Origin of the sequence: Marinomonas lutimaris (assembly GCF_019426345.1) — a bacterium.
GTDB classification, from domain to species: domain Bacteria; phylum Pseudomonadota; class Gammaproteobacteria; order Pseudomonadales; family Marinomonadaceae; genus Marinomonas; species Marinomonas lutimaris.
Genome location: NZ_JAHLLW010000017.1, coordinates 49,800 through 75,985, shown reverse-complemented (window position 1 = coordinate 75,985; position 26,186 = coordinate 49,800). Strand labels below are relative to the sequence as shown.

Sequence of the window (26,186 nt, the reverse complement as noted above, 5' to 3'; positions counted from 1 at the left end):
ATCATAGAAATCATATCGAATGAGCGTTAAGCGATAGCTTTAGATTTTGTATTGAATGATATTTTTTCAGGATCTGGTAGGACCAACCCTTTCTGAATATGCGAATCTAAGATAGTCAATACTGACTCAATTTCATCATCAAGAAGGTGTTTAAGCAGTTTCTGATGCTCTTCTACAGAAGCTTGGCCGCGAAATGGCCGGCGGTGTAACGCCAACACCTGATAACGCATATAAAGCTCAATCACTGATGCGTGGTAACGAATCAACTGCTGCGAACCACAATGAGACACCATGGTAACGTGAAAGTCTCGGTCAGCTTTTTCCCATGCCTGAACATGGCTACCTTCATCTTCCATCATCAGCTTTTCAACACAGTTCAAACGAAAATGCGCGCTGATCAAAGCGGACTTCCATTCCATATGACCTATTTTATTTTCCATTGATTTGCGTACTGCCGACAACTCCAACATTTGTCTCAGCTCTAATAATTCACGCAAATCGGCGGTAGAAACGGGTTTTACAGTAAAACCTTTTTGATCTACAAATAGTACAAAACCATCTGATACTAAGCGCATCAAGGTTTCACGTAAGGTATTCACACTGGCACTGTAACGAATACGCAAGGCGTTTAATTTAAGCTTTTCACCTGGAGAAAGCTTACCCGTTACGATATCTGAACGTAGCTGCTCATAGACAGATTGCCCAACCAATTTACGGTCATCGGAGTTAATCATAGAAAATTTTAAAGGCCTTTTCTTTTTCTTGTAAGACCTCTGCACTATATCACGAGCAAAGTTATCTTAGTGGATAAACCAAACTAGAAGACGCCATTTGGCGTCTTCTCTTCATCACTCATTCTATGAATTTATTTAGTTACCAACAATCTCTCTAGATCAATGAGCTCACTACATCGTATTTTTCACGGAATTGATCCCAAACAGGTTTCACATCCGTTACTTCCTGACCAGTGAAAATTTCGAAAGCATCGATTCCTTGATAAAAGAACAAGTCAAAGCCAGACACAATTTGCAGACCTTTTTTATTAGCTTCTATCAAAAACTCTGTATCCATTGGGGTGTAAACCGCATCAAACGCCCATTTCTGCCCTTGAATCAACTCTGCCGCCAATGGCATACCTGGACTTTTCAAATGGCCAACAGGTGTACAGTTTACCAATCCATCGACTTCTGCGGCTGCTTCTGCAATGTCTTCTTTGGCAACAACACGCGCCTTGTAGCCAGCTTCATTAATAGCATCAACCAAAGATTGCGCGCTGCGTTCGCTCAAATCGGTGACTAATACTTCTGTCGCCCCCACTTCAAACAAGGCAAATCCAATCGCTCGGCCCACACCACCAGCGCCAATCATCAGTACTTTACCTGCTGGCAAATCCCCGACTCGACCTTTATAACCACGAATAAAACCAGTGTAATCGGTATTAAAAGCACACACTTTGCCGTCTTTTAGTAACAAGGTATTGCTGGCGCCAACTTTCTTCACCGCGTCGTTTACTTCGTCTGCGCTGTCGATGGCGATTTGTTTATAAGGAAAAGTAACATTAGTGCCGACAAAACCTAAGGCACGAATTTCAGCAAGCTTGGCGTTAAAGGATTCCGCCGTATCATCTTCTGGCACTTGCAACTGATAATCCACTGGCAACTGCTTTAGTTCACCCAACATCATGTGTAAAGAAGGAGATCGAGAAGCGGCAATAGCCTGACCAATTAGACCTAAATGTAACATTGTAATTGCCTCCAACGTATTCCAAAAAAGAATGTCATAGCGTTAATAATTGAGAATTAGAAGATAAAAAAACGCTGCTACTAACAGTGTGTTAATGCTCTATTAAGGAGTCCTTCTGGAACGAAAACCCTTGTTAAGTCTTACGTAAGCAACACAGGTCACTGATACAAAAACGCTTCTTTTATCAAAGATAGAAGAAGCGTATACCAAAACTCGTGTTTTGTTGTATGACAATTTGACATGTATTTTGAGTGAAAAAATTATATCAGCATTACCTGTATCAAACAGCAGGCATCAAAACAAACGAACAATAAAAAAGTTGTACCCAAATCTATTATTACCATTTGAAAAATAGAACGCATTATTTCCATGTATTCTAGATGATCAGGCCATTCTGGTTGCATATATCAAACAATCAGAGATTAATCTTAATCCTTGATTCCTTTGATATTCATTTTTGATATAGTTTATAAAAAACTAAGGAGGTCTCATGGAGATAGCAATTCCCAACTTACGGCATTTACGGGTATTTCTAGCAGTCGCAGAACTAAAAAGCATCACCCGAGCTTCTGAAAATATCTTTTTATCTCAGCCAGCTATCACTCAAGCCATCGCCAAGTTAGAAGGCTTATTAGGTGCACCACTTTTTGAGCGCCATTCAGATGGCATGTATCCCACACCGTCAGGCGAGGTATGGCAAAACCGTGTTAGTCGCGCCATAGATTATATTCAAACCGCCACACAAGAAATCGTTAAAGACGCGACTCAAAAAGAACGTACACCTAAAAATCTCATCGCCTTAATTAGCACCACACAATTAAGAGCTTTAATTGCTGTGAGCGAAGCGCAAAACTTCAGCATTGCGAGCCGAAATCTAGCTGTGTCACAGTCTTCAGTGCATCGTGCGGCTCGTGACTTAGAGCGCCTGCTCGGCGTTATATTATTCGAAAAAAACAGCTTAGGCACCAGCGCAACCAAAGCAGCTCAAATCTTAGCAAAAGCAACAAAATTGGCCTTCAGCGAATTACGCCAAGGCATTTACGAGATCAACGCCTTACAGTTTAAAGATGTCAGTACTATCACAATAGGCAGCATGCCTTTGGCACGTATGACCATTTTGCCAAAATCGATTTTACAGTTTAACGAGCGTCATCCTGATGTGAACATCAATGTAACCGAAGGTCCGTATGCGGATTTGCTTCATCACCTACGCCAAGGCGACATCGACATTATTTTAGGTGCCTTACGTCATCCAACACCGGCGGATGATGTGGTTCAGGAAGAATTATGGGCGCCACCATTGTCGGTAGTGGCTCGTAAAGATCATCCATTAATGAGCAAAAGCACCATCAGCGCACAAGACCTCGCCGAGTTTGCTTGGGTCGTTCCCGCCAAAGGCACACCGACTAGGCAAGCTTTCGAAGACATTTTCAAAGACGCTGGTATCGCCTTACCAACACGATTGGTTGAATCCAGTTCACAGATACTTATTCGTGAGCTATTAATCGAAAGCGATCGGTTGACTCTCATCTCGGCACACCAAGTGGAGCGAGAAATTAATATTGAATTGCTCAATGTCATCAACTTTCCGTTGGACCATACACGCCGCCCAATTGGGCTTTGTGTGCGAAAAAGCTGGCTTCCGACCGTCACTCAATCCCACTTTCTGAGTTTATTACGAGATATCTCAGAACATTTTCGGTGAAAGCTAAAAACTGTCATTGCAAAAAATGAATAGCTTATGCGGTTAATGGATTACCCCCAAGAGGCGACGAATGTTAGATTCTTTAATAATATCAAAGCCTAATTTTTTAAAATAACAGACTCATATTTACAGGAGCTGACTAATGAGAATTTGTATCGCTGGTGCATCAGGCGCTTTCGGCATGAAACACATGGACGCCATTAAGGCGATCGAAGGTGCAGAAGTCGTTTCTGTGGTTGGCACAAAAATCGATGCGATTAAAGCCTTCGCTGAAGAGCGCGGTGTTCCTCACTACACAACGGATCTAGCAGAAAGCCTAGCTCGTGATGACGTTGATGCGGTAATCCTAGCTACCCCAACTCAAATGCACGCAGCACAAACGATTCAATGCCTAGAAGCTGGCAAACATGTTATGTCTGAAATTCCAATGGCAGACAACATTGAAGACGCTCGCAAAGTGGTTGAAGTACAAAAGAAAACTGGCCTAGTTGCCATGGCAGGACACACTCGTCGCTTCAATCCTTCGCACCAGTGGATTCATAACAAGATAATGGCTGGCGAATTAAACGTTCAACAAATGGACGTGCAAACCTACTTTTTCCGCCGTTCCAACAAAAACGCCCTTGGCCAAGCACGTTCTTGGACTGACCACCTTCTATGGCACCATGCTTGCCACACTGTGGATTTGTTCCAGTACCAAACTGGCGGAACAGCAAGCAAGGTTCAAGCACTTCAAGGTCCGATCCATCCTGAACTGGGCATCGCCATGGACATGAGCATTGGTATGAAAGTGCCTAACGGTGCAATCTGTACGCTATCTTTGTCCTTCAATAACGACGGTCCATTCGGTACTTTCTTCCGTTATATTTGCGATAATGGCACTTATATCGCGCGCTACGACGATCTATTCGACGGCAGCGAAAACAAGATTGACCTATCTGGCGTAGCGGTTTCAAATAACGGCATCGAACTACAAGACAGAGAATTCATTGCAGCGATTCAAGAAGGTCGTGCACCAAACTCTTGTGTGACTCAAGCCATTGAAGCGATGGAAACGCTACATCGCCTGGAAGAATGTCTAGAAGCCTAAGGCGCAATAGTCTAAAGTGACAAGACTCTAAAGTGACTCAACAACACTCAAACGGGGAGCTTCGGCTCCCTGTTTTTATTAAGGATATTGTTATGTCAAAACACCCTCACTTAGCCAGCCCCAAAATCGGCTTAGGCTGCATGAACCTATCCCATGCTTATGGCTCACCGGTTGAAGAAGATCAAGCTATCAAGGCACTTCATCAAGCTTTTGAAATGGGCTATCGCCATTTTGATACCGCGACTTTATATGGCGGCGGCAACAATGAGCTTTTGGTTGGCAAAGCGCTAAAAGATCGCCGAGATGAAATCTTCCTCGCCAGCAAATGTGGCATGGCGATGGTGGATGGCAAAAAAGAGATTAACGGCCGACCAGAAAACATCCGTAAGCAATGCGAAGACAGCCTAAAACGCCTGCAAACAGAGCATATCGATTTGTATTATTTGCATCGCTTGGACTTCAATGTGCCCATCGAAGAAAGCGCAGGCGCTCTGGGCGATCTGGTAAAAGAAGGCAAAATTGGTGCTGTGGGGTTATCAGAAGTGTCTGCTGAAACGCTAACTCGTGCTCACAACGAGTTCCCAATTACCGCGATTCAGTCCGAATATTCTTTATGGACACGTAACCCAGAAATTGCTGTGTTAGAAGCCTGTAAAAAATTAGATATTACTTTTGTCGCTTTCAGCCCAGTAGCACGCGGATTCTTAACCGGTACTCTGAAAGACATCGCGGATTTAGAAGCTAAAGATATTCGCAATAACATGCCACGCTTTAACGCCGAGCATTACCCGAATAATCTTGCCTTGTTGAACGATTACTTTGCCCTTGCCAAAGACATCGGCTGTACTCCAGCGCAACTGGCTTTGGCTTGGCTCACCGCAAAAGATGAAAATATTGTCCCTATTCCGGGCACTCGTTCGGTTAACCATATGAGAGACAATTTTGAAGCGGCGCAATTAAAGCTAGATGCCAAACAAGTCAGCTTGCTAGACGAGATGATTAATCAAAATAACGTCCACGGCACGCGATATACCGCAGCCCAACAAGCCGAAATCGATACAGAAGAGTTTTAACCTTAGCAAACCTGCTCAGCCAATAAAAAGCCCCTTTGTCGATAACAAAGGGGCTTTGTTTTTAAAGCGTTTTCTAGGGTATTAACCGAACCTAGGTTTACGCAATCTCAATCAGCATTTCACCCGGGGTAACTCGGTCGCCTTTCTTAACGAAAACGCCTTTTACCGTACCCGCCACATTGGCATGTACTTCGGTTTCCATCTTCATCGCTTCAGTGACGAGTACAGCTTGACCCGCTGTTACCGTGTCGCCTTCTTTGACCAAGACATCAATGATATTACCTGGCATTGCTGCGCTAACATGGCCTGGTTCTGTGGCACGAGAGCGACCCGCACCACCTTCAGCAACGTATTCGTTCAGAGATTCGAACACCACTTCTTCTGGCATACCGTCCAAAGACAAGTACAACTTGCGCTTGCCAACCCCAAAGTCACCCACGCCGGTGATTTCCACATTGTAGACTTCACCATGCACATCGATCTTGAACTCGGTAGCTAAGCCACCCGCTGCTGCACCTTGGCCAGCCTGCTCTGGCGGTAGCAAGACTTCTGGAACCAAGGTTCCGTCAGCACGTTGCTGTAAAAACTCACGGCCTAGTTCAGGGAACATAGCAAAGGTCAGTACGTCCTCTTCTGATTTCGCTAACTCGCCGATTTCTTTGCGCAGCTTATAAAGCTCTGGAGACAATGAATCTGCAGGACGAGCATCGTTAACCGATTCATTACCTACGGCTTTTTTCTGCACGTCTGGATTGACTGCCGCTGGCGGTTGGCCGTAGCCACCCAACAAGTAACGTTTCACTTCATTGGTGATGGTTTTATAACGCTGACCTGCCAATACGTTATAAACCGCCTGTGTACCAACGATTTGCGAGGTAGGCGTTACCAAAGGCGGATAACCTAAGTCAGCACGAACACGAGGAATCTCGGCAAACACCTCACGAATCTTGTCTAAGGCATTTTGCTCTTTTAACTGGTTCGCCAAGTTGGACATCATGCCGCCCGGTACTTGGTTAACCTGAACAGACACATCTTCGCGAGTAAATTCACTTTCAAATTGATGATACTTTTTACGAACATCACGGAAGTAATCGGCAATCTCTGACAACAAGGCCAAATCTAAACCCGTGTCGTAATCGGTATCTTTCAAAGCCGCCACTTGAGTCTCAGTCGCTGGGTGGCTGGTGCCACTGGCAAAGGATGAAATCGCGGTATCAATACGGTCGGCACCAGCTTCGATGGCTTTAAGCTGACACAAAGGCGCCAAACCTGAGGTTGAGTGGCTGTGTACGACCAAAGGCAAGTCGACTGCTTCTTTGATGGCTTTCACCAGATCATAAGTCGCATAAGGCGTTAACAAACCTGCCATGTCTTTAATAGCAATAGAATCTGCCCCCATGGCTTGCATGGCTTTAGCTTGCTCGACAAACAAGGCTGGCGTATGCACTGGGCTGGTCGTATAACAAATCGTACCTTGCGCATGTTTACCGGCTTTTTTTACCGCTTTCATCGCCGTTTCGATATTACGCAAATCATTTAGCGCATCAAACACACGGAAAACATCGATACCATTGTCTGCGGCCTTTTGCACAAAAGCTTCCACAACATCGTCAGCATAATGGCGATAACCCAGTAGATTTTGGCCACGCAATAACATTTGTAAACGGGTGTTTGGCAAAGCCGCACGAAGCTGACGCAAACGCTCCCAAGGGTCTTCTTTCAAAAAGCGTACGCAGGCATCAAAGGTTGCGCCGCCCCACACTTCCAAAGACCAAAAGCCTACTTGGTCGAGTTTCTCACAAATAGGTAACATGTCTTCCGTACGCATACGTGTAGCAATAAGTGATTGGTGAGCATCACGCAAGGTGACATCTGTCACTTCTATTTTTTGTTTAACTTGACTCATTTTCCTTCCTCCTGCGGATTATCGACCAACATGCGCTGCAATAGCGGCTGCCAACACCAAAGCGATATCACTTGGATGGCGTCTAACGGAATAATTTAATAATTCAGGGTGCGCTGGAACGAATCCAGTATTGAATTTCCCTTTGATGAAATCTGGATGTTTTAGAATTTGCTGATAATAATTGGCCGTGGTTTTGATACCATGCAAACGCATATCGTCAATAGCCCGACGACCGCGCGCCACCATCTCATCCCAGGTCAGCGCCCACACCACCAACTTCAAACACATGGAATCAAAGTAAGGTGGAATCTCGTAACCAGTATAAATCGCCGTATCCACACGAACCCCCGGTCCACCCGGTGCGTAGTAGTGAGTAATACGCCCAAAGCTGGGTAAGAAATCGTTCTTTGGATCTTCCGCGTTAATACGGAACTGCATCGCATAACCACGATAACTAATGTCTTCTTGGCGGAAGCTGAGCGGCGAACCAGCCGCGATACGAAGCTGTTCACGCACAATATCGACACCGGTGATTTGTTCGGTAATCGTGTGCTCAACCTGAACTCGCGTATTCATTTCCATAAAATACACTTCATTACCAGACAATAAGAACTCCACTGTACCCGCGTTGACATAGCCTACTGCTTTGGCTGCTCGCACCGCGAGATCACAAATGTATTGGCGTTGTTCTGGAGTGAGTTGTGGGCTTGGTGCAATCTCTATGAGCTTTTGGTTACGACGTTGAATCGAGCAATCACGTTCATACAAATGAATCGCATCACCTTGGGAATCCGCCAAAATTTGCACTTCAATATGACAAGGGTCAACAATGCATTTCTCTAAAAACACTTCAGCTGAACCAAAGGCTTTGGTCGCTTCTGAAATAACACGAGGATATTGGGAGGTTAATTCTTCTGGTGTATCGCAGCGGCGAATGCCTCGACCGCCACCACCAGAGGTTGCCTTGATCATCACCGGATAACCCACTTTCCCAGCTAAGGCAAGCGCCTCTTCAAGGTTCGCTAAATTCCCCTCTGAGCCAGGTGTAATTGGAATACCTGCAGCACGCATACTGTCCCGCGCTTGGGTTTTATCGCCCATTTTATGAATGACAGAAGAATGAGGCCCGATAAAGGTAACGCCTTTTTGCTCACACAGCTCTGCAAAATGCGCATTTTCAGACAAAAAACCATAACCTGGGTGAATCGCATCACAACCTGTTTCTATGGCTAAGTTCACTAGACGCAAAGGGTCTAAGTAACCGGCAAGTGGATCATCGCCTAACGAGTAAGACTCGTCTGCACGTTTGACATGCAACGCATATCGATCCGGTTCCGTAAATATCGCGACAGAGCGAATCCCAGCCTCTGAGCAAGCGCGAATGATACGAACCGCAATTTCACCTCGGTTAGCGATCAACACTTTTTTTAACATGAGTCACTCCTTTCTTGTTTGAAGAGATCACTGCACAACGTAGCCAGCACAACTTTTGTACAAATATCTCTGAATATTCAGACTACTCAAATACCAACCAAAGTAAAAATTGATATTACGACATTTATGTATAAGCTATTCCTGATAGATAAAAGCTGATAGATAAGAAAAAATAGATAAACCAAGGGGAAATAAAAACAATGCCTCAAAGTGTACAAAGTTTAGTCAGCCGACTCACTTTTAGACAGTTGCAAGTATTTAAGAGCGTTTATGAATTAAGCAGCTATAGCCGAGCTGGCGATATGTTGGGCCTTAGTCAGCCTGCCGTTAGCAACCAAATACGACAACTTGAACAAGCACTGGAACAACCACTGTTTGAATACGTTGGTCGCCAGCTTTACAGCACTGCGACGGCGAAGCGATTAGCTCAATGCATTCAGGCCATGTTTGATGAAATACAACGTTTTCAAGATGACTTATCAGAAGAAGCGGGGCTGATATCTGGTGAGTTAACCTTGGTTGCTGTGAGTACAGCGCAATATGTGGTGCCTTACTTACTTCGGGCTTATACCAGCCTGCATCCAAACGTCACAATAAATGTGAAAGTCATGAACCGCGCGGCGGCCATTGAACGACTCAACGAAAACCATGATGAATTAGCAATAATGGGCATGGTACAGAATGATAAGCCTATGTTTAGTATACCTTTTTTGAACAATGAGTTAATCGCTGTCGTACCACAAAACCACCCTCTTCTCACTCTAGAAGAGATCTCATTAAGTACCTTTTTAGAAAACAATTTACTACTTCGAGAAGCGGGTTCAGGCAGTCGATTAGCACTAGAACTGCATTGCCAAAAACAACGCATTCGCCTGCAAGCAGAAATGGAAATTGGCTCCAATGATGCCATAAAACACGCTGTTATTGCAGGGCTTGGTGTGGCTGTATTGCCCAGACTATGCATTCTCTCTGAATTAACTCTTGGCACCTTAATCGAAGTACCGATCAAAGACTTTCCCCTTCGCCGATCTTGGTGTTTAATCCATCCACAAGGACGTCACCCAACCCCAGCGATGCGTTCTTTTATTGACTATATTCAACAGAATATCGGTCAGTTTGAAACCATGTTTTCTCGAATGACTGAAAAATAATTTATTCAGGCCCTTTAGAGAAGGCTAACTTCCTTATCTACAGGGCCACTCATAGCTAATCATTTTTTCTTCCCCAAAAGACAACATCTATTCACACAGTGTTACTCAGTATTAGTGAACCACTAACAAACATCACGCGTATATGACACTTATCACACATTAAAGCCAAGCATTACAGTGTAAAATTCAACCAATACTGTAGGAATATGCCTACACGAAATCAGGGGGATACAGCTGTCTTACTGACGAAACATCCCAAGCGAGGAACTGTAATGTTTTTTACGAAACAAAAGAAAGCTAACGAAGAAACCATACCTAAGAACGAAGATTCGGCTTTCATCAAAGCGATGGAAAAGTTTTGTGCAACTATTAATTTTTTACCTGACGGCACAGTGTTAGACGCTAATTCATTATTCCTCAATACCGTGGGATATTCACTAGCAGAGATTCAAGGTCAAAAACATGCTCTATTTTGCCCAACTGAAGTTATATCCAGTCAAGATTACAAATATTTTTGGTCAGATTTAGCCGCTGGTAAAAGTAAACAAGGCACTTTTTTACGTAAGCATAAAGACGGTTCAGACATTTGGCTTGAAGCCACTTATTTTCCAGTCGAAGTCGATGGAAAAATAGTCAAAGTGGTTAAAATTGCTTCCGATGTTACGCAAAATAAAATCATTACTGATAGCCAAAGTGCTGTCTATAACGCTATTGATAGATCCTCAGCAACCATAGAATTTATGCCTAACGGCACTATTATCACGGCTAATGATAATTTCATTTCTACTATGGGGCACCGTTCTCGAAAAGACATTATTGGTCAACATCACCGTCAATTTTGCACACCTGAATTTTATCAAGAAAATCCTAAATTCTGGGCAGAGTTAGCTCATGGTGATTTCAAAACAGGACAATTCAAACGTATAAACAAACAAGGCAAAACAATTTGGCTCGAAGCTAGCTACAACCCAATTTTCGACCAATTTGGCAAAGTTATTAAGATTCTTAAAGTCGCTTCAGACATTACAGAACGAGTAAATACGCAACTAGCAATTCAGCACGCTGCTGAAGTGGCAAACTCAACATCGTTACAAACCGCCAAAGTGTCTGAAAATGGCGCAGATATATTACGCCGTACCGTTAATACCTCTGACAAAATCGTAGCAGATATTCAAGTATCTACCGATCTGATTGAGCAGCTAAATCACCAATCGCAAAGCATCGCCAAAATAGTCTCCACCATTGGCTCGATTGCCGATCAAACCAACTTGTTAGCGCTAAATGCGGCGATAGAAGCCGCCCGTGCAGGAGAAAATGGCAGAGGTTTTGCTGTTGTCGCTGATGAAGTTCGTACGCTCGCCGCCAGAACAAGTAAATCCACGGTCGAAATTGAAGACATGGTCAAACAAAATAGTAATTTAACCCTGCAAGCAAAAAATAGCATGAGTAAAGTAAGTGAACGCTCAAGCGAAAACGCACAACTAATTAATGAAGCATCAGACATCATTGATGAGATTTTAAAAGGCGCTAAACACGTTTCAAATACAGTAAGTACATTGCTGCATACAGAAAACTAATTACCTTTTCTTATCTAAAAGGTAACCAACCGTTACATTTCAGGACATTTTCACTACAGCTATAGAAATAAACACCATTTATAGTCTGATTATTAACACAGCAATAAACACTAAAAAATATGCAAGGCTAGGGAGAAGAAGCAAATGTTTTTCAGTAAAAAACAGACCGAATATAAACCAGTTCAATCTGTCGATAGTGCAGCAATAGAAGCAATGAGCAAATTTTGCGCTACTATCAGTTTTTTACCTGATGGCACCGTACTAGAAGCAAATCCCCTATTTCTTAATGCGGTTGGCTACTCTTTTGAAGAAGTTCAAGGACAAAAGCACGCCCTATTCTGCCCGACTCAAATCACATCTAGCCTAGATTACAAAAATTTCTGGCCAGACCTAGCGACAGGAAAAAGCAAACAAGGCACCTTTTTGCGCAAGCACAAAGACGGTTCGGATATTTGGCTTGAGGCGACTTATTTTCCTGTTGAAATAGATGGCATAGTAGTGAAAGTAATAAAGATTGCTTCCGATGTGACCAAAGCTAAACTTATAGCAGACAGTCAGCTAGCCGTTTACAACGCTATTGACCGCTCTTCTGCCACCATTGAATTTACACCAGACGGCACTGTAATTAGCGCAAATGACAATTTTTTAATGGCATTAGGTTATCAGTCAAAAAAAGACATAATTGGCCAGCACCACCGTAAATTTTGCACTGAACAATTTTATCAGGACAACCCAAACTTTTGGGCAGAGCTTGCTAATGGCGACTTCAAAACTGGTCAATTTGAGCGTGTTGGTAAACAAGGACAAACTGTCTGGTTAGAAGCCAGTTACAACCCTATTTTCGACCAATTTGGTAAGGTTGTAAAAGTCCTTAAAGTTGCCTCTGATATTACAGAACGGGTCAACATGCAACTCGCTATTCAACACGCAGCAGAAGTAGCTCACTCCACGTCAGTAGAAACCGCGCAAGTTTCAGAGAATGGCGCTCAAATTTTACGCCGTACAGTCGAAACGTCAGACAAAATTGTGGCCGATGTTGAAGTTTCTACCGAGTTGATCGAACAATTAAACCATCAGTCTGAAAGTATCGCCAAGATAGTGACAACCATTGGGTCTATTGCTGATCAAACCAATTTACTGGCATTAAACGCCGCGATAGAAGCCGCTCGCGCTGGCGAAAATGGTCGTGGGTTTGCGGTAGTGGCCGACGAGGTTCGAACACTAGCAGCAAGAACAAGCAAATCAACGATCGAAATTGATGACATGGTAAAACAGAACAGCAACTTAACTCGTCAAGCCAAAGACAGTATGAGCAAGGTGAGTGAACGCTCTAAAGAGAATGCGCAATTTATAGATGAAGCATCCGGCATCATTGATGAAATCCTGAAAGGCGCGATACACGTTTCCAATACCGTTAACAAATTATTGGATATTGAGAAAAACTAAAAAAATCCGCTAGCTATTATCGTAGATAGCGGATTTTTTATATTCACCATGGAATGCTCTAACAAGAAGATTTGTTACTTCGGCATTTCATGCTCTAACAACATCAAACCAGAACCTGTATTCGAAATTGGCGCATGGTAATTTCGATGCAGCTCGGTCACTTTACCCAGTAAAGTACCACGCATAGCAATCAACATATTTAGCTCAACAGCTTGCGCTCCACCTTGCTCAACAAGATCAATATTAGAGTATTTCGTTAAGGCTTCAGGGTCAGTAACCAACTTATCAAGGCAATCAATATCAAATGCACGATTGATAAAGCCCGCTCGTTCACCATCCAGCTGATGAGACATGCCGCCAGTTCCAAAGACAACCACATTGATGTCTTTTTCGTAAGATTCCACAGCACGGCCAATCGCTCTGCCCAGCTCAAACGTGCGTTTAGGTTGAGGCATTGGGTACTGTTCACAGTTGATACATACTGGAATAACTTTTACATGACCATATTTATGACCTGGCCACATAAGGTTAAGTGGAACCGTTAACCCATGATCAACCTTCATTTCTTGGCAGATCGTCATATCAAAGCCTTCGTCGACAATGCTGTTAGCAATGTGCCAAGACAAATCAGACTCACCAGTCACTGGTGGAATCGTCGGAATACCCCAGCCTTCATCAGAGTTGTAATACTCATCTGCAACCCCCATTGCAAACGTTGGCTTTTTATCGATAAAAAACTCTAAGCCGTGGTCGTTGTAAAACAAGATGATGACATCAGGCTTTTTCTCATTTAGCCAATCTCGCACTGGTGGGTAACCATCAAAAAATGGTTTCCAGTATGGCGTTTCCTCCAACCCATTTGCCATTGCGTTAGCAATCGCAGGGATATGAGAAGTCGTTACTGCACCAATAATTTTAGCCATTAGACTTCTCCTCGCCCATTTTTTTCTAGCATTGCTTTGAATTCATCAGTGCTCATGCCTGTTTGCAATCCACCAATATCTTGCATGTTTAGCTTTAGCAAACCGGTAAACTTTGCTAAATAATAAATACTGCCACCTTCACGCAAAAGCCCAATCACATCTCTATTACGAATGGCTTCTTTTTGCGCTTCTGTGAGTTTGAACTTTTCACAGTAAGCTTCTGGGTCGGCGTTAAATTCGTCACGTGCCACTTGATCATTAAACGAGTAACACATTTTATTTAAGCCATAGCCTTTTTTGGCCATTTGACCATCAAAAAGGTACGTACCTTGGAACTGTCGATCTGTGTAGTTACTAGCCATGTTGGTAACCTCTATTTTTATACTTGGCGGCTGGGTTTGGATTATTCCCAATACAGACGCATTGGATTATCCACCAGCAACGCTTGCTGTAGCTCTTGCGTCGGCGCGATATGAGGAATCACATCTACAAGGTGGCCATCATTTGGTGCTTCCACTTTCATATTAGGATGCGGCCAATCAGTTCCCCACAATACACGATCGGAGAATTTTTCCACCAACATACGAGCAAAAGGATAGACATCAGAATAGTCAGGCGCATGTTGCGTTAAACGCTCTGGACAACTAACCTTGCACCAAACATTGTCATTATCCGCCATGAAGTTAACAAAACGCTGGAAATCTGGATGATCCACGCCATTGGCAACATTTGGCGTTCCCATGTGGTCAACCACAATGGTGGTATTCAATTCTTTCAAGAAAGGAATCAAGTCTTCTAGATCCGCGGCTTCAAAGTACACCACAATGTGCCAACCGAAAGGACGAATTTTGTCAGCAATTGAGAAAAACACTTCTCTTGGCGTACTGTCTACAAGACGTTTAACAAAGTTAAAACGCACCCCACGAACACCCGCCGCGTGCATTTTTTCAAGTTCTTCGTGGGTTATTGAATCATCCACAAACGCGACACCTCGAGCCAAGTCGCCAGCGGCTTCTAACGCATCGATCAAAGCCGAGTTATCGGTACTGTGGCAAGACGCTTGAACAATTACGTTGCGAGAAAAACCTAGATGATCACGCAAGGCAAACAACTGCTCTTTTGACGCATCGCAAGGCGTGTATTTACGTTTTGGATGGTAGGGAAATTTATCCGCTGGACCAAAAACGTGGCAATGCGCATCTACCGCGCCTGCTGGCGCTTTGAAAGCGGGTTTGCTTGGAGCAGGATGAAATGGAATATAATCTTTGTCCATCATGTTCAAATACCTATTTTTTATAATTCGTTTTACTATCAATTAAAATCGCGTATCTATAAACCATTGCCATGGGCAAATACTTGCCCGTCAAATAGCTTTCTTGCGGTACGTAAAATGGCGGCAGAACCGACATCGCCGTTCTCATCTTGATCTAAAATCACCGTCATCGCGCCAATCGGATGCTCAACATCCAAAGTCATACGAGCACTTGACTTAAACTTAGCTACTTCATTAGCAGGAGAGCCTTTCAGAACCGCCGCTGTTGCCACACTGACTGCGCCTAATACGCCAATAGAGGCATGGCAGCGATGAGGAATAAACGTACGCGTCGAGATCGCTCCACCATTTGTTGCAGCGCTCACCATAGTCATTTTAGGAACGGATTTTTCTTTCACGTTACCCAGATTCATCATAGGACCAACTTGCAAACGAATGGATTCCAGCTTCGCACGCAGTTCGTCATTGGCTTCAAGCTCTTCACGAGATTCAGTACCAGTAATCCCCATATCAACAGCACGGATGATCACCACAGGCATACCGTTATCGATGCAAGTTACTTCAATGCCATCAATCACATCGACTACGTTACCCGTTGGCAACAAAGCACCACAGCTCGATCCTGCGGTATCTTGAAATACAATTGGAACCGCCGCAGAAAAGCCGGGCACGCCATCAATGCGAGCATCACCTTCGTACTGCACTTCACCGTCTTTGACCAACACACGTGCTACTGCGATTTGACCTGTGTTTTCCATGAAAATACGTACGGAGGTTTCGCCCTCTTGTGCTTCAACCAAGCTGCGCTCAATGGCAAACGGCGCAATACCCGATAGAATATTGCCGCAGTTTTGCGCATCGGTCACGATCGCCTGATCAACAAATACCTGTAAAAACAAGTAATCTACATCAGCATCGTCACGTGCAGACTTTTTCACCACAGCGACTTTTGATGCCAATGGATCTGCACCACCGATGCCGTCGATCTGACGTTCATCTGGCGAGCCCATCACGCGCAATAAAAACTGCGCACGCGCATCAACATCAGCAGGTAAATCTTCCGCTAAGAAATACGCCCCTTTTGATGTGCCGCCACGCATCCACATACAAGGCGCACTCTTTATAACGCCTGAATGTTTAGACATACTTTAAGCCTTTCTCTTTTAGGCGTGGGCGCATTTCATAAATGTCTAAGCCCAATTCGCCATTCGCCATACGTACGCGTTTTGCTTCTTCGTTTGCCATACGTTTACGAGACAATTCTAATACTTCAGCAGCATTCTCACGGCGCACGACAACCACACCGTCATCGTCGGCTACAATCACATCACCAGGATTAACCAAGGCATCAGCGCAAACCATAGGTACGTTCACTGAACCAACGGTTTCTTTAATCGTACCTTCAGCAAACACGGCTTTTGACCAAACAGGGAAGTTCATTTGGCGAAGGTCGCGAGTATCACGAACGCCCCCTTCGATAATCAAGCCAACCACACCACGAGATTGCGCTGATGTTGCTAACAAATCCCCAAAGAAGCCGTGATTCGAAGGAGACGTTGGCGCAAACACCATCACGTCACCCGCTTTGCACTGTTCAATCGCCACGTGCATCATCCAATTATCACCAGCGGCGCCAGAAATAGTGACAGCAGAACCAGCAATGGTTTTGTCCATCTGGATTGGACGCATGTAATGCGCCAATAGACCAACACGGCCTTGAGATTCATGAATCGTCGCTACACCGCACTCAGCTAAACCATCGATTACAGCTTGGTCGGCACGTTCAATATTTTGTACTACTACATTGTTTCGCATGATTTTTTTATCCCTTTTTAATCGAAAGTCTTACGCCTTAAGTCTGGAAAAAACACGACGAGCGTTGCCTTCAAAAATAGCTTGTTTCTGCTCTGCGGATAGCACTGTGTTGTTGTCGATATAACGTTTCGTGTCATCAAAATAATGACCTGTTTCTGGGTCAATACCACGTACAGCACCGATCATCTCAGAAGCAAACAAAATGTTCTTAGTAGGAATAATATCAAGAAGTAGATCGATACCACGTTGATGATAAACACAAGTATCAAAGTAGATGTTATTCAACACACGTTCAGCAAGATCAAAACCTTGGTCTTGTGCCATGCCACGGAAACGTCCCCAGTGATAAGGAACGGCACCGCCACCATGAGGGATGATGATTTTTAGCTCAGGAAAATCCTTAAAGACATCGGACATCATCAATTGCTGGAAACCAGTAGTATCTGCGCCTAAATAATGCGATCCAGTGGTGTGGAAACAGTCATTACATGCCGCGCTTACATGGATCATCGCAGGGATGTCGTATTCGCACATTTTTTCATAGATAGGATAAAAAGAACGATCTGCCAAAGACTTATCTTGCCAATAACCGCCACTTGGATCTGGGTTCAAGTTGATACCAATAAAGCCCATTTCTTCAACTGTACGAACAATCTCAGCAACTGACTTGCCTGGGTCAACACCTGGTGATTGTGGTAATTGTGCAACAGGAGCAAAGTTCTCAGGAAAAAGATCACAAACGCGACGAATCAAATCGTTTTGGTGTTCGGTCCAATATTGGCTGGTGTACTCATTACCAATATGGTGTCCCATCCAGCTAGCACGAGGAGAGAAAATAGTTAAGTCAGTACCACGCTCTTGCTGTAAACGCAGTTGATTATTGATAATGCTGTCGCGAATTTCGTCATCCGAAACAATGACTTTACCTTTTTCACCAACAAAAGCAGGGTCTTTAGCAACCTGAGCTTTTTGCTTATCGCGGTATTCACCAACACCAGGTGGTGTCGTCGTGTAATGTCCATGGCAATCTATAATCATGTTACTACTCTCTATTCTTATTTAAGGCGTTGTTTTTATTTGAGACACTGCTTTCATTTAAGGCAATTGCTGTGGAATAGAAGATTAGGCGTCTACTTTTATGTTCCTTACCTTTTTTATTTGAACAGTCATTCAATCCCAATATGTTCAGAGTATTCTTTAAGTGTAGACAATTTGGCTATTTCAATTTGGCCGAAAGGGTATTGCATTTTGAGATAGCTGTTTTTAAATACAGGTGTCATATCTACTCATTTCAGATATTTATTCTGGTGGAATTCGTTTTTTTGTAGGCCTGCCCTATACTAAAAACAAAGCCACCACATTGATATATATAGACTTTATAAAAAACATGCAGACAAAAAATGTTTTTGTATTCCTTTTTCGATATATAAGAGTCATAAAAAATTCATTTCTAAAAATGCAAAAATTACGACATTTTGATGGTGTTGCTTAGCAAAGCAGGCCAACAAGCGAATATCGAGAATTATGCAAAGACACTACATTTACGTGTTTGTCGGTCTTTAGGAAAAAATATAGGGTATTTTTGGAATGATCCTATATTATTTAAAAGCGTAAAAATGTGAATTGCGAGTACAGGACAGCCTGACTTACGACAAAGTAAGACAGAAAATACAAAAATAATACGACCGGGACACACGATCCCGAGCTTGGAGACGTAAAAATGAATCTAACAAAAAAAATCACACTTGGTTTACTTGCAGCTGGGGCAGTAAGTAGCGTTAGCGCAGCAGACCTAACTTTGACTATTGGCCACGTAGATCCTCAAGATTGGACGACCTCTAAAAAAGGCGCTGCAACTGAAGTTTTCAAAAACTTAGTGGAAGCAGAGTCTGGTGGTCGTATTGAAGTCAATGTTTACCCTTCTGGCCAGCTTGGCGGCGAAACGGATCTTGTTCAGTCTACTCAAGAAGGCACATTGAGCATGACAATGGTATCTGGCGCCTTTGCTAAAGTTTGTAAAGAAGCAGCGGTTCTAGAAATTCCTTACCTATTCCCATCAGCCCCTGTGGCCTGGGAAGTTCTAGACGGCGAATTCGGTAAAGCATTGTCTGAGCATTGCTTAAAAGAAAGCGGACTACGCACTCTTGCCTATGGCGAAACAGGCTTCCGTAACTTCACTAACTCTAAACGTCCTGTTGCAGAACCAAAAGATTTGAATGGTTTGAAAATCCGCGTTCAAACATTGCCTCTGTACGTAGAAATGGTAAAAGCGATGGGCGCAGAACCTACACCAATCGCATGGCCTGAAGTGCCATCTGCATTAACAACTGGCGTGGTTGACGGACAAGAAAACCCTGTTAGTGTTATTGAAGCGAACAAATTCTATGAGTTCCAAAAATACCTAACACTAGACGGTCACGTTTACGGCACAGATTTCTTGCTAATCAACGAAGATCTTTATCAATCATTGAGCGATGAAGACCGCGCTATTATTGACCGCGCAGCTAAAGTAGCAGGAACCTTAGGTCGTGCAGTACAGCAATTTAACTCTGCTAAAGGCTTAAAGTCTCTTGCAGCAAACGGCATGCAAATCACCACGCCAACACCTGCTCAACTAGCTAAGTTCCGCGATATTGCGCAACCAGCTGTTATAAACTGGTTGAAAGGTGAAGTGCAACCAGAGTGGATCGAACGTGCTCAAATGTCTGTAAAAGTCGTTAGCAATTCGCAATAAGTTCAGTATTTGAAATCAGGTAACCGAAAACTTTGCTTATGGTTTTCGGTTACTTTTCCTTTGTCACAACCCGGAAAGCTCACCATGAAGCGCCTCTATAAAAATACTCTCGCAATTTTAACTGGTACATCCCTATTCGTTATCTTTGGCGTTGTTTTAGTTAGTAGCTTGAGTCGCTACTTATTTAACTCACCGATCCAATGGAGCGAGGAAGTCGCAAAATACGCCATGATCTACGGCACTATGTTTGGGATGGCATTGTGTTATTTAGAAGGCATTCACATTCGTTTTACTTTTTTAGAAGACTTGGTCTCAGCCAAAATTCGTCATGCTCTACATTTTATATCTGACGTTATCGCACTAGTAAGCGGCTGCGTACTGACCTATTCCGGCTACATTTTCATGATGAAGCGAGGTGCAATACAAGCTCCTGGCACAGGCATTCAGATGTATTATTTTCAAGTCGCCATGGTTATTGGTGGCGTGTGTCTAACTATTGCCGCACTCATTCGTCTAATCGACTATTTTCAATCAACAACGTTAGAGAAAGGACAGTAATCATGCTAGGTCTTGGGATTCTTATTGTTCTTTTGATTATTGGCAGCCCTATTGCGTTCGCCATTTTACTAGGCGTTGTAGGTCATGTTTACACATTACCTTTTAATGTCAGTCTCGTCGCCCAACGTATTTTCAGCGGCTTAGACTCTTTTTCTATTTTAGCGATTCCACTTTTTGTTCTGGCTGGCGAGCTAATGAATGAAAGTGGTATTACAGGCCGAATTATCAACTTTGCTAACGCTTTAGTTGGTCATATGAAAGCAGGCCTTGCCCATGTAAACATCTGGGCATCTGTCATTTTTGCCGGATTATCTGGTTCAGCTGTTGCCGATACCTCGGCACTTGGACGTGTTTTTATTCCGACGATGGAAAAAGAAGGTTATCCGCGCTCTTTTGCTGCGGCATTAACCGCCGCATCGTCTGTTATCGGGCCGATGATTCCGCCAAGTATTCCAGTGATTATTTATGCTTTGATCACTACCGGTGTTTCTGTCCCTGCACTCTTTCTTGCGGGCGTAACACCTGGACTATTTCTAGCTATTGGTTTATCTATCTATGTTTACTTTTTTGCGGGTCATTACGCGCCTTTAAAAGCAAAACTGTCCATGAAAGAGCGCTGGAAAGCCTTCGTTGAAGCTTGGATTCCGCTATTCATGCCAATTTTCATTGTGGGCTCAATCCTTACCGGTATTGTGACACCAACGGAAGCTGCTGCCTTTGCTGCTGCTTATGCTTTATTGGCAGGTATATTCATCCTGAAAAGCCTGAAAGTATCGAGTTTGCCACGCATTTTCATTCGAGCCATGCGTGACTCGTCTGTGATCCTAATCGTGATTGGCGTTGTTGCTGCAGCGAACTGGTTGTTAACTTTCTCAAGAGTGCCGCAAACGGTTAGCCAAATGGTACTAGAGCAAGTATCTAGTCCTTGGATGTTCCTAATCCTAGTCAACGTAATTTTACTGATTGTCGGTCTATTCCTGGAAGGGATCGCAGCGATGCTAATATTGCTACCGATTCTGCATCCTATTGCGATGAGTCTTGGTATCGATCCAGTACATTTTGGTATTGTGGTGATTTTCAACCTGATGATCGGCCTTGTCACACCACCAATGGGAATTTGTTTATTCGTGTCTAACTCGATTGCTAACGTAGGTATTGCAGCTATATCAAGACAAATCATGCCACTCTTCTTAGTTGAGCTGGCAGTACTAATCTTGATTACCTTTGTGCCAAGTACGGTAACCTTCTTACCAACTTTATTTGGTTATTAGCCAATAATGAACGAAGCATAAAGATGAGATATAAAAAAACGACGCTCGGTGCGTCGTTTTTTTTGCCTGACTAATAAGGCTAAACAAAAAGCTTATAGCTGAGACAAAACATATTCAGCTGAACTCACTTTGTATTCACCAGGCTCATCCAACCATAACTGCTGAACAATGCCATTGGTCACTAACATGGCATATCGACGGCTACGAATGCCCATTTTAGCGGCGGAAATATCCAGCTCTAATCCCATAGAGCAAGTAAACTCAGCCAGACCATCAGCGGCCATTATCAGGTTTTCAGCGTTATTTGCCTTACCCCAAGCATTCATAACAAAAACGTCATTCACAGAAAGACAAACAATGTCGTCTATCCCTTTTTCTTTTAAAGCATCAAAGTGCACAACAAAGCCAGGTAAGTGGCTAGCACTACAAGTTGGAGTGAAAGCACCCGGTACGGCAAACATCAACACAGTTTTGCCAGAGAAGAATTCAGTGACATCTACTGTCTCTGGACCCTCTTCTCCCATCACCTGAAACGCACCATGAGGTAACATATCACCCATAAGAATCGACATGAACTTTATCTCCAGAGAATTAAGTTACCCCAATATTAACGCAACCTATCTTAGAAAAACCATCAAACAATCTTAAATTGACTAAGTAGTTGCTTCTGATGAGATGCCAGTTTAGACAATCCTTCGCTGTCTTTCTCGCTCTGATCAGACCCCAATGCTGCTTGTTCAGACATCTCAGATATTTCTAATACATTTTGTTTTATTTCTTGTGCCACGGCAGATTGCTCTTCGGCGGCGGTGGCAATTTGCATACTCAAGTCTCGAATCTCAGCCATACTGCTTTGCAATTCAACCAGTGATAATCCGACTGTGCGGGCTTCCTCAACACTAGAAGTTGCGCTTTTACGACTATCCTCCATACTAGCAACGGTTTTTGTCACGCCTTGCTGTAATTGTGCGATAACGTGCTGAATCTCTTCAGTGGAGCTGTGCGTTCGAGTCGCCAAAGTACGAACCTCATCTGCTACCACGGCAAAGCCTCGACCTTGCTCTCCAGCACGAGCCGCTTCTATCGCCGCGTTCAATGCCAATAAGTTCGTCTGCTCCGCAATACCTTGGATCACCTCCAAAATACGATCTATACTCTTCGAATGCTCATCCAGTTCATTCACAACCGAAGTCGACTCTTCTATTTGATCGAGAAGATGTTCGATCTTATGAATGTTGGTATCCATTTGTTCGCGGTTTTTATTAGCTCTTTGATCAACCGATTGAATCTGATGCAAAATAATTTCTGAGCTTTTTGCCACCTGATCTACCGTAGATACCATTTCTGACATGGACGAAGCCACTTCTGTGGTTCTTTCATTCTGTGCACCCATCAAGCGTTTAGAATCACTCGCTAAACGAACATTACTGCCCGCAGACTCAGCCACTTCATTAGACGCCTGATCAATTTCAGACATGACCTTCTGTAACTTCGCCACCAACCCATTTACCCAAGCGGATAACTCACCAAACTCATCTTTGGTTTTCACTTTACTGCGCTGAGTAAAATCCCCATCCGAAATCTCGCCTAATACTGTCATCACTTCTTTCAATGGAAGGCGAATACTTCTACTCACCCATAAAGTCACCAGCACAGCAATGACTATAGATATCACCAACACTACTTCAATAATAAGGGTAGATAATGACGCTGCATTCGTCGCTTCTGCTTTAGCACTAGCACCCATCAAAGTTGCTTCAGACAATAACTGTTGCACAGACGCATTAACCAACTCCATGCTATCTGACAGCTGTTTCGCAAGTACTTCAGATTCTTGCACCAGACGAGCATTCTCGTAAAATTTCGCCACCACACCATCGTCAGATATCACACTGATTTCTATTTCACTCACTAAATCATTGATATTGTCATCATTTAAATAAGATTGTTTGTCTTTTAGACTAGAAATTATAGATGCCATGCCCTCGCGCAATTCCTGCATTTTATCTAGGCTACGTACATCAAAATAATCATTAATGGATACTTGAAGACTTTCTATTTGACTGTGCATATAAGAAGCAGCAAATTGAATTTCAGAGGTATCGCCATCCGTCACTAGTATGCCCAAGTCTTCAGCTGCAAAATTAATGGCATCTTTTAGATCAAGTTTCTCATCTGGCACCACAGCCTGCAGTTGCAGCATCGTTTTATGGTTAGAAAAAGCCACATCGGTGTAACCAAAAAATTTGGCAACTTCTACATTGATGCTTTCTAAAGTTTGATTCATCACAGGAAGGTCCTGAAGTTGCGCAGACAACTGCTCAGACACTTCACTAAATTCCTGTTTATGCTTCAAAAAACGTGCGGATAAATCTTCTAACGAATCGGGGGTTTTACTAAGTAAGTACTGTAAAACCGCAGCGTTGGCTAAGCTCACATCTTCTTTAAGTGCGTTACTGGTAGATGAGATATCTGCCACTTTCCCTGTCACTACATTTAATCTATCTTCAATTTTGTTGATGCCAACAAATCCAGATGCAGCAATCATCAACAAAAGCAGCAGTAAAATACCAAAGCCAAATAAAATCCTTTGAATAACGGACAACGACATAATCGACCTCTAAATTAAAATCTGCACTAAATTTTTTATTTGCCTATCTTAAGGCAAGACATTCGAGTTTACGGAAATCTGACCAAATATACAGGAATACCATAACACTTTGTTTACAATTAGTGTCCATTCCAGAGCGGCAAAAAATGCTACTTAGCATGCTGATCTCTAACACCATCTAAACAGCATAGATTTCTTTCAATCCGCCAATCTGGTAGATTGAGTACCTCTCATTTTGAATGCGACCTGCACTTTATGGATTGCCCCTTATACGAAAAAATCGCCAACCAAATTGAACACCAAGTTCATGAAGGTATTTTCTTACCAGGCGCAAAGATCCCATCAGTTCGTAAATCCAGCAAACAAATGGAAGTCAGTGTCGCCACCGTACTACAAGCTTACAGTTTGCTAGAAGATCGAGGAGTCATAAAAGCACGTCCTCAGAAAGGCTATTTCGTTCAAGAAAACCAATTACAGCCTAAAGAGCCTGCAAAAATTGAACCGACTAAGAATGATGGCACCATACATGCGCTCCTGCGACGCTTACTGCACGCTTCGCAGGACGGCAATATCATTCAGTTTGGCGCGGCCATACCCAAAAGCCAGTTCTTACCAATAAGACAGTTACAGCGCTCTGTAGGCCGCCTGATGCGCTTAGAACCTGAAATATGCGCAGCTTATGAGTTCACGCCAGGATCACTTAGCTTGCGCCGACAGATTGCCATCCGCATGCTCGATAGCGGCTGCCAATTACAACCCGACGACATAACCATTACTCTGGGTTGTCAAAACGCCTTGATGCTTTCATTACAAGCGGTTGCAAAAGCTGGCGATACTATCGCCATCGAAAGCCCTGCTTATCATGGTGTATTACAAATCATTGAAGTGTTGAACTTAAAGGCAGTTGAAATTCCATGTTCTGCGGGAACAGGCATAGACTTAGATATTCTAGAAAACGCCGCCAAAGAATGGAGTATAAAGGCGTGCGTGGTGACACCTAATAATCAAAACCCAATTGGTGCCACACTCAACCACCAAGCAAGGCAACGTATTATTAATCAATCCGTTCAATACGGTTTCACTCTGATTGAAGACGATGTATACGGAGAGTTGAGTTATAAAGACAAGCGAGAAAGGTCTCTAAAAGCAGACGACAAACATAACACCGTTATTTACTGTAGCTCTTTTTCCAAAAGTATTGCGCCTGGGTTTCGCATTGGTTGGATTGTTGGTGGCCCTTTTCAAACTCAGATTGAACATTACGCTTATGTTCAATCCCTGGCGATTCCCACATTAACGCAAACAGCTATCGCCAATTTTCTAGAAAACGGCGCGTATGATCGTCATTTACGAAAAACCCGACAATCTTATCAAGACAACTTAGCTCGCTGTCAGGCGCTCATTCAGGATCACTTTCCTGCAGGTACTCAAACCTCTACGCCAAAGGGTGGATTTTTATTATGGGTCACTTTACCAGACACGGTAAACGCGATGACACTTCATGCTCAAGCGTTAGAGATTAGCATTGGCTTACTACCGGGCTTAGCCTTCAGCTTAACAGCACAATTTAGCCATCATTTTCGTCTAAATTACGCACTAAATTGGGATAATAAAACCGACGCCGCACTAAAAGAGCTCGGTAAACTTTGCCAACAACAAATAAGCTGATCTAAGCTAGTCATATGAGCTTAGTGTTACTAAATGCACAGCATTGCGTAAGGCATTTCTACATATAAGTAGAAGTTATGATTTTGTTCTCAGACATCCTAAAATTCGTCTGTACAGACAGGGCAAAAAGCGTACAATTCGCATTCTTTTTTAAACACTCTGCCTTCTTGGCCGATAACATGAATATCTGAAATAGTAGCTGGCTTGT

22 protein-coding genes are annotated in these 26,186 nt (G+C 43.3%); 10 read left to right on the top strand and 12 right to left on the bottom strand.

What is annotated here, in order from left to right:
* Positions 1-26 precede the first annotated feature (26 nt).
* Positions 27-734, bottom strand: coding sequence for a GntR family transcriptional regulator (locus KPL72_RS16630; RefSeq protein ID WP_219703782.1), 708 nt, complete (start codon positions 732-734; stop codon positions 27-29).
* A 154-nt stretch (positions 735-888) separates the two neighbouring features.
* Positions 889-1,743 carry a shikimate dehydrogenase family protein gene (locus tag KPL72_RS16625; RefSeq protein WP_219703781.1) on the bottom strand — a complete coding sequence of 285 codons (855 nt, stop codon included), beginning with the start codon at positions 1,741-1,743 and terminating at the stop codon, positions 889-891.
* A gap of 490 nt (positions 1,744-2,233) precedes the next feature.
* Between KPL72_RS16625 and KPL72_RS16620 the strand changes: the two genes are divergently transcribed.
* From KPL72_RS16620 to KPL72_RS16610, 3 genes are all read left to right on the top strand, one after another.
* Positions 2,234-3,448 (top strand): LysR family transcriptional regulator, encoded by a 1,215-nt coding sequence (locus KPL72_RS16620; RefSeq protein ID WP_219703780.1) that lies wholly within the window; start codon positions 2,234-2,236, stop codon positions 3,446-3,448.
* Between the two features lie 142 nt (positions 3,449-3,590).
* Positions 3,591-4,538 carry a Gfo/Idh/MocA family oxidoreductase gene (locus KPL72_RS16615; protein WP_219703779.1) on the top strand — a complete coding sequence of 316 codons (948 nt, stop codon included), beginning with the start codon at positions 3,591-3,593 and terminating at the stop codon, positions 4,536-4,538.
* Positions 4,539-4,630: 92 nt separating this feature from the next.
* The gene (locus KPL72_RS16610) at positions 4,631-5,611 is read left to right on the top strand and encodes an aldo/keto reductase (RefSeq protein ID WP_219703778.1); all 981 of its coding nucleotides are present in this window, start codon (positions 4,631-4,633) and stop codon (positions 5,609-5,611) included.
* A 97-nt stretch (positions 5,612-5,708) separates the two neighbouring features.
* Here KPL72_RS16610 and oadA read toward each other — a convergent pair whose 3' ends face one another.
* Both oadA and KPL72_RS16600 read right to left on the bottom strand, forming a co-directional pair.
* Positions 5,709-7,517 (bottom strand): sodium-extruding oxaloacetate decarboxylase subunit alpha, encoded by a 1,809-nt coding sequence (gene oadA / locus KPL72_RS16605; protein WP_212916591.1) that lies wholly within the window; start codon positions 7,515-7,517, stop codon positions 5,709-5,711.
* 18 nt (positions 7,518-7,535) lie between these two features.
* On the bottom strand, positions 7,536-8,951 hold the full coding sequence (locus tag KPL72_RS16600) for an acetyl-CoA carboxylase biotin carboxylase subunit (protein WP_212916592.1): 1,416 nt from the start codon (positions 8,949-8,951) through the stop codon (positions 7,536-7,538).
* A gap of 200 nt (positions 8,952-9,151) precedes the next feature.
* On the opposite strand from KPL72_RS16600, the gene KPL72_RS16595 reads away from it, so the two are divergent.
* From KPL72_RS16595 to KPL72_RS21510, 3 genes are all read left to right on the top strand, one after another.
* On the top strand, positions 9,152-10,102 hold the full coding sequence (locus tag KPL72_RS16595; protein ID WP_219703777.1) for a LysR family transcriptional regulator: 951 nt from the start codon (positions 9,152-9,154) through the stop codon (positions 10,100-10,102).
* Positions 10,103-10,374: 272 nt separating this feature from the next.
* Complete coding sequence (locus KPL72_RS21390) at positions 10,375-11,679, top strand: methyl-accepting chemotaxis protein (RefSeq protein WP_219703776.1); 1,305 nt, start codon at positions 10,375-10,377, stop codon at positions 11,677-11,679.
* 144 nt (positions 11,680-11,823) lie between these two features.
* Complete coding sequence (locus tag KPL72_RS21510) at positions 11,824-13,125, top strand: methyl-accepting chemotaxis protein (RefSeq protein ID WP_219703775.1); 1,302 nt, start codon at positions 11,824-11,826, stop codon at positions 13,123-13,125.
* A 74-nt stretch (positions 13,126-13,199) separates the two neighbouring features.
* Here the strand turns inward: KPL72_RS21510 and KPL72_RS16580 are convergent, their stop codons facing one another.
* Genes KPL72_RS16580 through KPL72_RS16555 form a run of 6 tightly spaced genes read right to left on the bottom strand, consistent with a single transcriptional unit; the run spans position 13,200 to position 18,174 of the window.
* Entirely contained in the window at positions 13,200-14,048 is an 849-nt protein-coding gene (locus KPL72_RS16580) for a class III extradiol dioxygenase family protein (RefSeq protein ID WP_219703774.1), read from the bottom strand.
* Positions 14,048-14,410 (bottom strand): protocatechuate 4,5-dioxygenase subunit alpha, encoded by a 363-nt coding sequence (locus KPL72_RS16575; RefSeq protein ID WP_212916597.1) that lies wholly within the window; start codon positions 14,408-14,410, stop codon positions 14,048-14,050. Before KPL72_RS16575 ends, KPL72_RS16580 begins: the two co-directional genes overlap by 1 nt.
* Positions 14,411-14,451: 41 nt before the next feature.
* Positions 14,452-15,324 carry an amidohydrolase family protein gene (locus tag KPL72_RS16570; RefSeq protein ID WP_212916598.1) on the bottom strand — a complete coding sequence of 291 codons (873 nt, stop codon included), beginning with the start codon at positions 15,322-15,324 and terminating at the stop codon, positions 14,452-14,454.
* 53 nt (positions 15,325-15,377) lie between these two features.
* On the bottom strand, positions 15,378-16,466 hold the full coding sequence (locus KPL72_RS16565) for a 4-oxalomesaconate tautomerase (RefSeq protein WP_219703773.1): 1,089 nt from the start codon (positions 16,464-16,466) through the stop codon (positions 15,378-15,380).
* On the bottom strand, positions 16,459-17,136 hold the full coding sequence (locus KPL72_RS16560; RefSeq protein ID WP_212916600.1) for a 4-carboxy-4-hydroxy-2-oxoadipate aldolase/oxaloacetate decarboxylase: 678 nt from the start codon (positions 17,134-17,136) through the stop codon (positions 16,459-16,461). Before KPL72_RS16560 ends, KPL72_RS16565 begins: the two co-directional genes overlap by 8 nt.
* Before the next feature lie 30 nt (positions 17,137-17,166).
* Positions 17,167-18,174 carry an amidohydrolase family protein gene (locus KPL72_RS16555; protein WP_212916601.1) on the bottom strand — a complete coding sequence of 336 codons (1,008 nt, stop codon included), beginning with the start codon at positions 18,172-18,174 and terminating at the stop codon, positions 17,167-17,169.
* 682 nt (positions 18,175-18,856) lie between these two features.
* Here KPL72_RS16555 and KPL72_RS16550 point away from each other — a divergent pair.
* From KPL72_RS16550 to KPL72_RS16540, 3 genes are all read left to right on the top strand, one after another.
* Positions 18,857-19,870, top strand: coding sequence for a DctP family TRAP transporter solute-binding subunit (locus tag KPL72_RS16550; protein ID WP_212916602.1), 1,014 nt, complete (start codon positions 18,857-18,859; stop codon positions 19,868-19,870).
* Positions 19,871-19,954: 84 nt separating this feature from the next.
* Positions 19,955-20,428, top strand: a complete 474-nt coding sequence (locus KPL72_RS16545; RefSeq protein WP_212916603.1) for a TRAP transporter small permease — start codon at positions 19,955-19,957, stop codon at positions 20,426-20,428.
* Positions 20,429-20,430: 2 nt separating this feature from the next.
* A complete protein-coding gene (locus KPL72_RS16540; RefSeq protein ID WP_219703772.1) occupies positions 20,431-21,699 on the top strand; it encodes a TRAP transporter large permease in 1,269 nt (422 codons plus the stop codon).
* A gap of 92 nt (positions 21,700-21,791) precedes the next feature.
* Here KPL72_RS16540 and KPL72_RS16535 read toward each other — a convergent pair whose 3' ends face one another.
* Complete coding sequence (locus KPL72_RS16535) at positions 21,792-22,271, bottom strand: peroxiredoxin (protein ID WP_212916605.1); 480 nt, start codon at positions 22,269-22,271, stop codon at positions 21,792-21,794.
* Positions 22,272-22,333: 62 nt separating this feature from the next.
* A complete protein-coding gene (locus KPL72_RS16530) occupies positions 22,334-24,310 on the bottom strand; it encodes a methyl-accepting chemotaxis protein (protein ID WP_219703771.1) in 1,977 nt (658 codons plus the stop codon).
* A 255-nt stretch (positions 24,311-24,565) separates the two neighbouring features.
* On the opposite strand from KPL72_RS16530, the gene KPL72_RS16525 reads away from it, so the two are divergent.
* Positions 24,566-25,978: an aminotransferase-like domain-containing protein gene (locus KPL72_RS16525; protein WP_212916607.1), complete on the top strand. Its 1,413-nt coding sequence runs from the start codon at positions 24,566-24,568 to the stop codon at positions 25,976-25,978.
* The last annotated feature ends 208 nt before the right edge of the window (positions 25,979-26,186 follow it).

Excerpts from the sequence above, each read along its gene's own strand:
- KPL72_RS16535 (WP_212916605.1), bottom strand. The coding sequence starts at position 22,271 with ATGTCGATTCTTATGGGTGATATGTTACCTCATGGTGCGTTTCAGGTG.
- KPL72_RS21510 (WP_219703775.1), top strand. The coding sequence starts at position 11,824 with ATGTTTTTCAGTAAAAAACAGACCGAATATAAACCAGTTCAATCTGTC.
- KPL72_RS16620 (WP_219703780.1), top strand. The coding sequence starts at position 2,234 with ATGGAGATAGCAATTCCCAACTTACGGCATTTACGGGTATTTCTAGCA.
- oadA (WP_212916591.1), bottom strand. The coding sequence starts at position 7,517 with ATGAGTCAAGTTAAACAAAAAATAGAAGTGACAGATGTCACCTTGCGT.
- KPL72_RS16525 (WP_212916607.1), top strand. The coding sequence starts at position 24,566 with ATGGATTGCCCCTTATACGAAAAAATCGCCAACCAAATTGAACACCAA.
- KPL72_RS16565 (WP_219703773.1), bottom strand. The coding sequence starts at position 16,466 with ATGTCTAAACATTCAGGCGTTATAAAGAGTGCGCCTTGTATGTGGATG.
- KPL72_RS16530 (WP_219703771.1), bottom strand. The coding sequence starts at position 24,310 with ATGTCGTTGTCCGTTATTCAAAGGATTTTATTTGGCTTTGGTATTTTA.
- KPL72_RS21390 (WP_219703776.1), top strand. The coding sequence starts at position 10,375 with ATGTTTTTTACGAAACAAAAGAAAGCTAACGAAGAAACCATACCTAAG.
- KPL72_RS16540 (WP_219703772.1), top strand. The coding sequence starts at position 20,431 with ATGCTAGGTCTTGGGATTCTTATTGTTCTTTTGATTATTGGCAGCCCT.
- KPL72_RS16595 (WP_219703777.1), top strand. The coding sequence starts at position 9,152 with ATGCCTCAAAGTGTACAAAGTTTAGTCAGCCGACTCACTTTTAGACAG.
- KPL72_RS16560 (WP_212916600.1), bottom strand. The coding sequence starts at position 17,136 with ATGCGAAACAATGTAGTAGTACAAAATATTGAACGTGCCGACCAAGCT.
- KPL72_RS16630 (WP_219703782.1), bottom strand. The coding sequence starts at position 734 with ATGATTAACTCCGATGACCGTAAATTGGTTGGGCAATCTGTCTATGAG.
- KPL72_RS16545 (WP_212916603.1), top strand. The coding sequence starts at position 19,955 with ATGAAGCGCCTCTATAAAAATACTCTCGCAATTTTAACTGGTACATCC.
- KPL72_RS16610 (WP_219703778.1), top strand. The coding sequence starts at position 4,631 with ATGTCAAAACACCCTCACTTAGCCAGCCCCAAAATCGGCTTAGGCTGC.
- KPL72_RS16575 (WP_212916597.1), bottom strand. The coding sequence starts at position 14,410 with ATGGCTAGTAACTACACAGATCGACAGTTCCAAGGTACGTACCTTTTT.
- KPL72_RS16580 (WP_219703774.1), bottom strand. The coding sequence starts at position 14,048 with ATGGCTAAAATTATTGGTGCAGTAACGACTTCTCATATCCCTGCGATT.
- KPL72_RS16570 (WP_212916598.1), bottom strand. The coding sequence starts at position 15,324 with ATGATGGACAAAGATTATATTCCATTTCATCCTGCTCCAAGCAAACCC.
- KPL72_RS16615 (WP_219703779.1), top strand. The coding sequence starts at position 3,591 with ATGAGAATTTGTATCGCTGGTGCATCAGGCGCTTTCGGCATGAAACAC.
- KPL72_RS16550 (WP_212916602.1), top strand. The coding sequence starts at position 18,857 with ATGAATCTAACAAAAAAAATCACACTTGGTTTACTTGCAGCTGGGGCA.
- KPL72_RS16555 (WP_212916601.1), bottom strand. The coding sequence starts at position 18,174 with ATGATTATAGATTGCCATGGACATTACACGACGACACCACCTGGTGTT.
- KPL72_RS16600 (WP_212916592.1), bottom strand. The coding sequence starts at position 8,951 with ATGTTAAAAAAAGTGTTGATCGCTAACCGAGGTGAAATTGCGGTTCGT.
- KPL72_RS16625 (WP_219703781.1), bottom strand. The coding sequence starts at position 1,743 with ATGTTACATTTAGGTCTAATTGGTCAGGCTATTGCCGCTTCTCGATCT.